Raw genomic sequence first — 9,597 nt, forward strand, 5'->3', positions numbered from 1 at the left:
TACAAAAACTTATGGCGTAGGAAAGGGAATGGCAGCAGATTTAAAATATATCGAATTATGTGCCAGACAAATTGCACGAGTAGCTAAAACTGATAAAATTGTTGTTGAAAAATCGACTTTACCAGTACGAACCGCTCAAGCTATTAAAGATATTTTGGACAACACTGGAAACGGTGTAAACTTTCAAATTTTATCGAATCCAGAGTTTTTAGCAGAAGGAACAGCTATTGAAGATTTATTTGCTCCTGATAGAGTACTAATTGGCGGAGACACTACAGTTGAAGGACAAGAGGCCATACGTAAATTAGTTGATGTATATGCAAATTGGGTAAACAAAGATCTTATTTTGACGACAAATGTATGGTCTTCTGAATTGTCAAAATTAACAGCAAATGCTTTCTTGGCGCAACGCGTTTCTTCAATTAATGCGATGAGTGAATTGTGTGAAAAAACAGGTGCTGATGTAAATGAAGTAGCCAAAGCCATTGGTTTAGATAGTAGAATTGGCTCTAAATTTCTAAAATCATCAGTAGGTTTTGGTGGTTCTTGTTTTCAGAAAGATATTTTAAACTTAGTGTATATCGCTAAATCATACGGGTTAAATGAAGTTGCCGATTATTGGGAACAAGTAATTATTATGAATGACCATCAAAAGCGACGTTTTTCAAGTAATATTATTGGTACACTTTACAATACAGTTTCGGGTAAAAAAATCGCTTTTTTAGGATGGGCTTTTAAGAAAGACACAAACGACACAAGAGAATCTGCTGCCATTTACGTAGCAAATGATTTAATAAGTGAGCGCGCAAACATTGCAGTTTTTGATCCTAAAGTAAAAGAAAAACAAATACTTTCGGATTTAAATTATCTAGAATCTCGTTCAGAAGAGGAAAATAAAAAGTACATATCAGTAGAAAATAATGCTTATGACGCTTGTAAAAAGGCACACGCCATAGCCATTCTAACAGAATGGGACGAGTTTAAATCCTACGATTGGCAAAAAATATATGACAATATGCTAAAACCTGCTTTTGTTTTTGACGGAAGAAACTTATTAAACAAAGCAGCATTAGAAAAAATAGGTTTCATTTATCAAGCTATTGGCTCATAAATTATGTTTTTTAATTCCCTTCATTTTGCTGTTTTTTTACCAATAATTTTTATTTTATATTGGTTTGTTTTTAATAAAAATAAATCGTGGCAAAATAGTTTATTAATTATTGCAAGTTATTATTTTTATGCTTGTTGGGATTGGCGTTTCCTTTTTTTATTAGTCTTTTCAACCCTTTTAGATTATTTTTCAGGTATTCAAATCGAAAAAAGCAAATCAGTCACCGAAAGCAAATTCTGGTTTTGGTTGAGTATAATAATCAACTTGGGATTTTTAGGTATTTTTAAATATTACAATTTTTTTGCCACTTCATTCACCGAATTAATCAATGGTTTTGGATTTCAAGTAAATCCAGTATTAATAAATGTAATTTTACCTGTCGGAATTTCGTTTTACACCTTTCATGGCTTATCATACGTTATCGATATTTATTACAAACGCATAAAAGCAGAAACAAATTTCATTGATTATTCGCTTTTCGTAAGCTATTTTCCATTATTAGTTGCCGGACCTATTGAACGAGCCACGCATTTATTGCCTCAAGTAAAGGTAAAACGAGTATTTAATTACGAAAAAGCCAAAGAAGGCGTTCATCAAATTATTTGGGGATTGGTAAAAAAAGTAGTAATTGCCGATTCTTGTGCTTTATACGCAAACGAAGTTTTTAATCATCAGGAACAAATGAATACGTTGTCCTTATTGTTGGGTGCAATTTATTTTGCATTTCAAATTTATGGCGATTTTTCAGGATATTCAGATATTGCTTTAGGTACTTCAAAATTATTTGGCATTGATTTGTTGAAAAACTTTAATTTTCCCTATTTTTCAAGAGATATTGCCGAGTTTTGGCGACGCTGGCACATTTCATTATCTTCATGGTTTAGAGATTATTTATACATTCCGTTAGGTGGTAGCAAAGGCGGAAAATGGATGCAAGTTCGTAATACATTTATTATCTTTTTAGTAAGTGGTTTTTGGCATGGTGCTAATTGGACTTTTATTGTTTGGGGTTTGCTTAATGCCATTTACTTTTTGCCCTTATTGTTGTTAAATAAAAACAGAAATAATTTAGAAGACATTCATTTTAAATGGAATTTTAACGGATTTAAAACGCTTTTTCAGATAATTATTACTTTTTCAATGACCACTTTTGCTTGGATATTTTTTAGATCAAAATCTATTTCCGATGCTATTTTGTATATAAAAAACATGTTTACCAATTTAAATTTTGATGCTCAATTTTTAAACAACGAGCGTTACGCTCCAGAATTAGTATGGTTAATTGGCGTTTTTGTATTATTTGAATGGTTTCATAAATACAAAACAGAACCCATTTCTGGTAAATATGAAAACTTAAAATTATTGTTTTGCATTTTAGCTATTTTAGCATTGGGTGTTTTTTCAGATTATAAAGAATTTATTTATTTTCAGTTTTAATTTATGAAAAAATTTGTGAAATACATCCAAAAAATAGCAATTTTGCTTATGGTATGCACTTTTATTTTGGATTTTATTTATACAAAAACATATAGTAATTGCATTCCAAGAACAAAATTTCAGTATTTGCGATTACAAAAAAATAAAAGTTTTGATTATATTTTTTTAGGTTCGTCTAGAGTCGAAAATTCTGTAGTTTCTAATTTAATTGAAGAAAAAACAGGCAAGACTTCAATAAATTTAGCCATGCAAGGATCTAATTTATCAGACATTCATTTTATTCAAAAACTATTAAAAAGTTATAATATTAACTACAAAAAAATTTTCATACAACTTGATGGTGCTTTTTATACCCCAAACGATTTTTCTATAATAGTTAATTATGAATCAGCTCCATTTATCAACGAAAATATTGAAATTTCTAATTTTTTTAAGTTAAGTAATGCACAACAATTTTGGGAATGTAAAAATATTCCATTTTATAAGTATATTTATTTTTCAAGTAAATTGGGATTTAGAGAATTTGCAGCCAGTTTATTTAGTATTGAAAAGCATCAATTTTCAAAGGGTAAAGGTTATTTTCCATTAAAAAATAGTTTCAAAAAAACTAAATTAGATTTTGATCAACCTATTAATAAAAATTGTTTTTTAGATTCTATAGTTAATTTTAATAAAAGCAATAAATTTAATTGTGTTTTTTATACGTCTCCATTTAGAATTAACTCAAAAAATGAACTAAATAAGTTAAATCAATTAGTGTCAAAATTGCCAATGTCTCATAATTTTTCAACAATTTTGCAAAATGATAATTATTTTCAAGACAATTATCATTTAAACCATAAAGGCGCTCTTATTTTTACTTCTATTTTAATTGAAAAGCTAAAATTATAAAATGAAACGTTTTTTTAAACTTGCAGTTCTTTTTGCTTTTATACTTTTTATTGCTTCATTGTTGTTAGATTTTATTTTTACTTCAATAATTTCTAAATCATCTGAACGAAATAAAGTTGAAAATGTAATCCATTCTTTTGGTAAAAAATATGATGTCATTATTATGGGAACCTCTCGTGCCAACAACCATTTTGTTACTGGTTTGTTCGAGAAAAAAGGGTTAAAATCGTTTAATTATGGTATTAGTGGTTCGCATTTATTCGAAACATCTTTGTTGTTAAAAGTAATGATTACAAACAAATTTCAAATTAAGAATCTTATCCTAGAAGCTGATTTGAGTATTTGTAATGAAAAAAGAGACGAGGGAACTACGGCTCGTTTTATGCCATATATTCACACAAATACTATTATAAAAGAACATTATAAAAACGAATCAGATTTTAAAAAACTCTTTTTTTTACCTTTTTACAGATATATAAAATTTGATACAAAAATTGGCTTTAGAGAAGTATATGAAGTCCTTGATGATAAACCCACTAATACACTATACAATAAAGGATATTACCCTTTAATTTCAAACAACAAAGGGAGCATGAAAAATGATATTTCTACCTTAAAAGTAATTCGAAATACATATTACGAAGAAATTAAAAAAACTTGTAAACTAAATAACATTAACTTAATTGTTGTGATGACGCCCATGTGTCAAAACACAAAAGGGTTGGATTATTTTGAGAATGTAAAAAAGCAATACCCTGAAATCTATAATTTTGAAAATACCATAACAAATGATCGTTATTTTGCTTCTTGTGGACATTTGAATAACGAAGGTGCTATTATGTATACAAACCATGTTATAAAAACATTTTTTAAGTAGCATATTTACCCAGTTTTTTTTTGTTTTTTTAGACTTGATTTCTATTCTAAAACATTAAAATGCTACTTAATTTTTCATTTTTTGCAAATTTTATTTTAAATTTTTGTATGCTCTAAATGCTTACTAATCAATATGATTATGCTTAAATTTAATTCACATTTCCCCCCTAAATAAATGTTAATTACTTGATATTCAGAAAAATAATAAAAAATGTTGTATCTTTGCTGAGTTAATTCATTAGGTGTGGTCTGATTTATGTCAATCAATCACAATGTAAAAAGTTAATTTTTTTGCCCTTTTGAGAAATAAATTTACATGAGAAATGACATTTTTTATTTTGGAGTTGCCATTGCATTTATTGCTATAATTAGTTCTGGTTTTAGTGCATTTAAAGAGGAGTCTGTAACAGGATTTCATATCGATGATTCGGAAGTTTACGAGTATCGAGTACCTTCAAAAGATGAATCGATTAAGTTGAATTTTTCTATACCTTATACAGGAAATACTTTTATCGGTTTTACGCAAGCCCTTGGCGTCAAAGAATCTGCTGGTATTTATACTCTGGTTAATCCTTTTGGTTACATGGGAAAATACCAATTCGGAAGAAGCACATTACGACACATTGGTGTTTACGACTTCAAAAATTTCCTTAATAACCCTAATTTACAAGAAAATGCTTTTTATGCTTTATTGTGCATCAATAAGTGGGAATTGAGAAAAGAAATTAAAAATTATTCTGGTAGAATAATTAATGGAATCAAAATTACAGAGTCGGGTTTGTTAGCAGCAGCGCATTTAGCGGGAGCAAGTTCAGTAAAAGCCTATCTTCGAAGTAACGGAAAAAATGGTTTTAAAGACGGTTTTGGAACTTCTTTGAGGTCTTATATAAAAAGATTTAATGGATATGATACTTCTAATGTAATCTCAAATAGATTCGCAAAAGTAATAGATTAATTTTTTTGAATAATAAAAATACAAGGTCGATTATGTAAATCGACCTTTTGTTTTTTCCATTCGTTTACGGTTTTTGTTTTTATAAATTCTGTAGGCAACGTTATATCGCATGCTATACACAAATTAGTTTGTGGATGAAGTGTGGTTAAAATATCTTCTAAGAATTTATTATTTCTATAAGGCGTTTCCATAAAAAGTTGTGCTTGATTTTTTTCTTGAGACCATTTTTCTAAATTTTTCAAGGCACCTTTCTTTTCGTTTTTGTCGATAGGTAAGTAGCCAGTAAAAGCAAAACTTTGACCGTTCATGCCACTCGCCATTAATGCTAAAAGAATAGAACTTGGCCCTACTAATGGCACTACTTGAATTCCTTTTTCATGAGCTAACTTTACAATCACTGCACCTGGATCTGCGACTCCTGGACATCCTGCTTCGCTCATTATACCCATATTTATCCCGTTTAATAGCGGTTGAATCATTTCATAATACTCGGCAACTTCCGTATGTTTATTTAATGACCATAATTGTAAATTAGGTTGTGATTTTTCAGGACAGATTGCTTTGATGCATTTTCTAGCTGTTTTTTCATTCTCAACAATATAATAATCTAAAAATTCAATACACCTTTTTATGGTTTGAGGCAACACATCTTTTGGGTCAACTGAAACTTCGCCAGGATTTGATAAAGTACAAGGTAGTAAATATAATTTCCCAAATGTTAAGGCTGTATTCATCTTTTATTATTTTAATAAAGAAAAAAGGACTAGTTAAAACTAATTTGATTTAATTTTTGAAGCAATTATTGTACATACTTCATCTAATAAATGAAATACGTGCTCAAAATCTTCTATTTCACCGTAATACGGATCTGGAACTTCAAAACCATCGGAAGTGTGTAATTCTTTTAAAATTACTTTTACTTTTTGTTTTACTTTTTCATCAGGCGCTATAGCAATTACGTTGTTGTAATTAGAAGTATCCATTACGTAAATATAGTCAAAATTTTCAAAATCAGATTTAGTAATTTGCCTACACTTTTGTTGGCTAATATCTATGCCGAATTTTTTGGCAGTTAACACGGAACGTTTGTCTGGTGGTGCTCCAATATGGTAATTTGCAGTTCCAGCACTATCAATAAAGTAATCTTTTTTTGGGAGTTTTGATTGTAAAATGCCTTCTGCTAATGGTGACCGACAAATATTGCCTAAGCAAACCATTAAAACCTTGGTAGGCATTTTTAAATACTTAGTTTTTTGTTAATGTCTTCTACAAACTTTTTAAATTGTTTGTCGGTAGCTACTAAATTGTCAACTGTTTTCACAGCGTGTAATACCGTAGCATGGTCTCTATCACCAATTTGCGATCCAATGTTTGCCAATGATGATTTAGTGAATTTTTTAGAAAAATACATGGCTAATTGACGCGCTTGTACAATGTGACGTTTTCTGGTTTTAGATTTTAAAGTTTCTGTATCCAATTGGAAATAATCGGAAACCACTTTTTGAATGTAGTCAATAGAAATTTCACGTTTGATATTTTTCACAAACTTCTCTACAACTTGTTTAGCTAGTTCTAGATTAATCTCTCGTTTGTTGAATGAAGACTGCGCAATTAATGATATGATAGCTCCTTCTAATTCTCTAACGTTTGATTTTATATGTTTGGCTACATATTCTAAAATTTCATCTGGCATTTCAACACCATCTCTGTATAAGATGTTTCTTAAAATAGAAATTCTTGTTTCGTAATCGGGTTGGTGCAATTCAGCAGACAATCCCCATTTGAAACGAGACAATAAGCGTTGCTCGATGTCTTGCATATCAACTGGCGCTTTGTCTGAAGTTAAAATAACTTGTTTTCCATTTTGATGCAAATAATTAAAAATGTGGAAAAACACATCTTGTGTACCTGCTTTTCCAGATAAAAATTGAACATCATCAATAATTAAAACGTCAATAAGTTGGTAGAAGTGAATGAAATCATTTCTAGTATTTTTCTTTACCGATTCGATATATTGTTGCGTGAAAATTTCAGCAGAAATATATAAAACTGTTTTTTCTGGATATTTATCTTTAATTTCAACACCAATGGCATGCGCCAAGTGTGTTTTACCTAAACCAACTCCACCAAAAATTAATAATGGATTAAAAGAAGTACCACCTGGCTTATTGGCAACTGCCATACCTGCACTTCTTGATAATCGGTTAGAATCACCTTCTAAAAAATTATCAAAACTATAATTGGCATTTAACTGAGATTCTATTTTTACATTTCTGATTCCTGGAATAATAAACGGATTTTTTAATTCCGGATTTTTATTCACAATAGGCACATCAATTTCTTGCGTTTTTACAGAACTACGATAGGTACTAGGAATTTGTTCTGTAAATGGAAGTTTATTGCCAGAAGTGTTTTCCATTTTAATTTTATACACTAGCTTTGCTTGGTTTCCAAGTTCTTTAGTTAAAGCGGTTTTTAAAATAATTACATAATGTTCTTCTAGCCACTCGTAAAAAAACTTACTAGGTACTTGAATATGCAAAGCATTGTCTTCTGACAGGCTAATTGCTACTATAGGTTCAAACCATGTTTTGAAGGCTTGTTCCTGAATGTTGTCCTTAATAAAGGACAAGCAATTATTCCAAACAGATTTTGCTGCATTAGTCATCATGTGCTGTAATTTTAATTTTTTTTAATCTAATTTTGAGAAAAAGAAAGTATTAACTTTTTTTTTATGTAGATTTTATTGGGAGAGCAAATATGTGAACAAATTTATTTAAAAAAAAATGAAATGCTATTGTAAATTAAAAAATATTGTTGTATGTACTTTTGATTTTAATTTAATAAATTATTTACATTTAATTTTTAAATCATAAATATATAAAATAATAATGAAAGAATACGAATTTACAGTACGAGTTAGGTACGCAGAAACGGATCAGATGGGCGTTGTATATCATGGGAATTATGCGCAATATTTTGAAATGGGTAGAGTAGAGTGGTTAAGAAACTTGGGTGTTTCCTATAAATGGATGGAAGAAAACGGGGTAATGCTACCTGTAGTTTCTTTAGAAATGAACTATAAAAAACCAGCACGTTATGACGATGTATTGCGTGTAAAAACAATTTTAAAAAATCAAAATTCTGTAAAAATAGAATTTGACTATGAAATTTATAATGTGCAAAATCAATTGTTAACAACCGGATATTCGATGCTTGTTTTTGTAGATATGAAAACAGGTAGGCCAATTATGCCGCCAAAATACGTTTCTGATAAAATAAATGAAATTTTATAATATTTTTTTATCAAATAAATGAGTTACATCATCTTGCCCTACACGAATTTGCCAAGTATTTATTCCTAATGCCTCAGCTGCTTGAATATGTTCAATGGTATCGTCTACAAAAAGCGTCTTTTTTGGATTTAAATTATTCTGCTTCAAAATTAAATTGAAAAAGGCTTCATCTGGTTTTCTCACTTTGATTTCGTAGGAAAAATAAATTTTATTAAAATGAGCGTAAAATTCTCTTGCAAAAGTTAATCCTACCCGATGTTCAAATTTATCAATATGTGTCGGATTCGTGTTACTTAATAAAAATATATCGTACTTATTTCTTAATTTTTCTAAAAATTCCAATCGTTCTAATGGAAAATCGCCAATTATGGCATTCCAAGCTTCTCTAATTTCTACAACATCGACATTTGGTATGTGCTTTTGAATGGAATTCATAAACTGCATTTCATCTATTTTACCAGTTTCAAATAAAATAGCAGCGGCTTTTAAGTCCTCACTCCATACTTTTAAGCCTAATTTTTTAAATGCATCAACACTAGCTTGATGGTTCAAGTTTAAAAATACATCTCCTAAATCAAAAATAATTGCCTCAATCATAATTTATGTATGTTTTTAGTTGGTTATTTTTAATTTTTATAGTTTTTCCTGGAATAAAATCAAAGTCTGGACGTTTTATACCCTTAAAAATTTTAGTCTCAGCTATAAAAATTCTTGCTTCATCCCATAAATGGTTATTTATAAATTGTTGCAAGGTAAATGTGCCCCCTTCGATAATAACAGATTGAATGTTTTTTTCAAATAAATGAGTTAAGATATTAGATATCAAATGAGTATCAAACTGTGTAATTTCATATGTGACATTTATCGAATGTACACAATTTTCTTCTTCTGTAAAAATAATTGTTGGATTTTTTTTATTTTTTATATTAAATCCATCTGGAATTTTATTTGATTTATCAATAATAATCCGAGAGGGATGCTGTCCAAACCAATCTCTTGGATCTAAATTTGGATTATCATTTAAAACTGTC

11 protein-coding genes are annotated in these 9,597 nt (G+C 29.2%); 6 read left to right on the plus strand and 5 right to left on the minus strand.

The annotated features are described in order from the left end of the window. The 5 genes from ACIQ2I_RS05905 to ACIQ2I_RS05925 all read left to right on the plus strand — a co-directional run. The coding region (locus ACIQ2I_RS05905; protein WP_396181511.1) for a nucleotide sugar dehydrogenase at nucleotides 1-1,111 on the plus strand (1,111 nt) is incomplete at its 5' end. 3 nt (nucleotides 1,112-1,114) lie between these two features. Next, nucleotides 1,115-2,548 carry an MBOAT family O-acyltransferase gene (locus ACIQ2I_RS05910; RefSeq protein ID WP_396181512.1) on the plus strand — a complete coding sequence of 478 codons (1,434 nt, stop codon included), beginning with the start codon at nucleotides 1,115-1,117 and terminating at the stop codon, nucleotides 2,546-2,548. A 126-nt stretch (nucleotides 2,549-2,674) separates the two neighbouring features. Then, nucleotides 2,675-3,439, plus strand: coding sequence for a hypothetical protein (locus tag ACIQ2I_RS05915; RefSeq protein WP_396181513.1), 765 nt, complete (start codon nucleotides 2,675-2,677; stop codon nucleotides 3,437-3,439). A gap of 1 nt (nucleotide 3,440) precedes the next feature. Then, nucleotides 3,441-4,316 (plus strand): hypothetical protein, encoded by an 876-nt coding sequence (locus ACIQ2I_RS05920; RefSeq protein ID WP_396181514.1) that lies wholly within the window; start codon nucleotides 3,441-3,443, stop codon nucleotides 4,314-4,316. Between the two features lie 315 nt (nucleotides 4,317-4,631). Continuing rightward, nucleotides 4,632-5,270, plus strand: a complete 639-nt coding sequence (locus tag ACIQ2I_RS05925) for a peptidoglycan-binding protein LysM (protein ID WP_396181515.1) — start codon at nucleotides 4,632-4,634, stop codon at nucleotides 5,268-5,270. Here ACIQ2I_RS05925 and ACIQ2I_RS05930 read toward each other — a convergent pair. The 3 genes from ACIQ2I_RS05930 to dnaA are packed head-to-tail and all read right to left on the minus strand — an operon-like array spanning nucleotide 5,267 to nucleotide 7,938. Next, nucleotides 5,267-6,004, minus strand: a complete 738-nt coding sequence (locus ACIQ2I_RS05930; protein WP_396181516.1) for an SAM-dependent methyltransferase — start codon at nucleotides 6,002-6,004, stop codon at nucleotides 5,267-5,269. The genes ACIQ2I_RS05925 and ACIQ2I_RS05930 overlap by 4 nt on opposite strands. 39 nt (nucleotides 6,005-6,043) lie before the next feature. Next, a complete protein-coding gene (locus ACIQ2I_RS05935; protein WP_396181517.1) occupies nucleotides 6,044-6,505 on the minus strand; it encodes a low molecular weight protein-tyrosine-phosphatase in 462 nt (153 codons plus the stop codon). A 2-nt stretch (nucleotides 6,506-6,507) separates the two neighbouring features. Next, on the minus strand, nucleotides 6,508-7,938 hold the full coding sequence (gene dnaA, locus ACIQ2I_RS05940) for a chromosomal replication initiator protein DnaA (RefSeq protein ID WP_396181521.1): 1,431 nt from the start codon (nucleotides 7,936-7,938) through the stop codon (nucleotides 6,508-6,510). Between the two features lie 223 nt (nucleotides 7,939-8,161). Between dnaA and ACIQ2I_RS05945 the strand changes: the two genes are divergently transcribed. After that, entirely contained in the window at nucleotides 8,162-8,566 is a 405-nt protein-coding gene (locus ACIQ2I_RS05945) for an acyl-CoA thioesterase (RefSeq protein WP_396181518.1), read from the plus strand. Here ACIQ2I_RS05945 and ACIQ2I_RS05950 read toward each other — a convergent pair. After that, nucleotides 8,561-9,163 (minus strand): HAD family hydrolase, encoded by a 603-nt coding sequence (locus ACIQ2I_RS05950; protein ID WP_396181519.1) that lies wholly within the window; start codon nucleotides 9,161-9,163, stop codon nucleotides 8,561-8,563. The genes ACIQ2I_RS05945 and ACIQ2I_RS05950 overlap by 6 nt on opposite strands. Further along, a partial coding sequence (locus ACIQ2I_RS05955; RefSeq protein WP_396181520.1) for a RibD family protein occupies nucleotides 9,156-9,597 on the minus strand: 442 nt, incomplete at its 5' end. The genes ACIQ2I_RS05950 and ACIQ2I_RS05955, both read right to left, overlap by 8 nt.

Origin of the sequence: Flavobacterium sp. (genome assembly GCF_044368995.1) — a bacterium.
In the GTDB taxonomy this organism is placed as follows: domain Bacteria; phylum Bacteroidota; class Bacteroidia; order Flavobacteriales; family Flavobacteriaceae; genus Flavobacterium.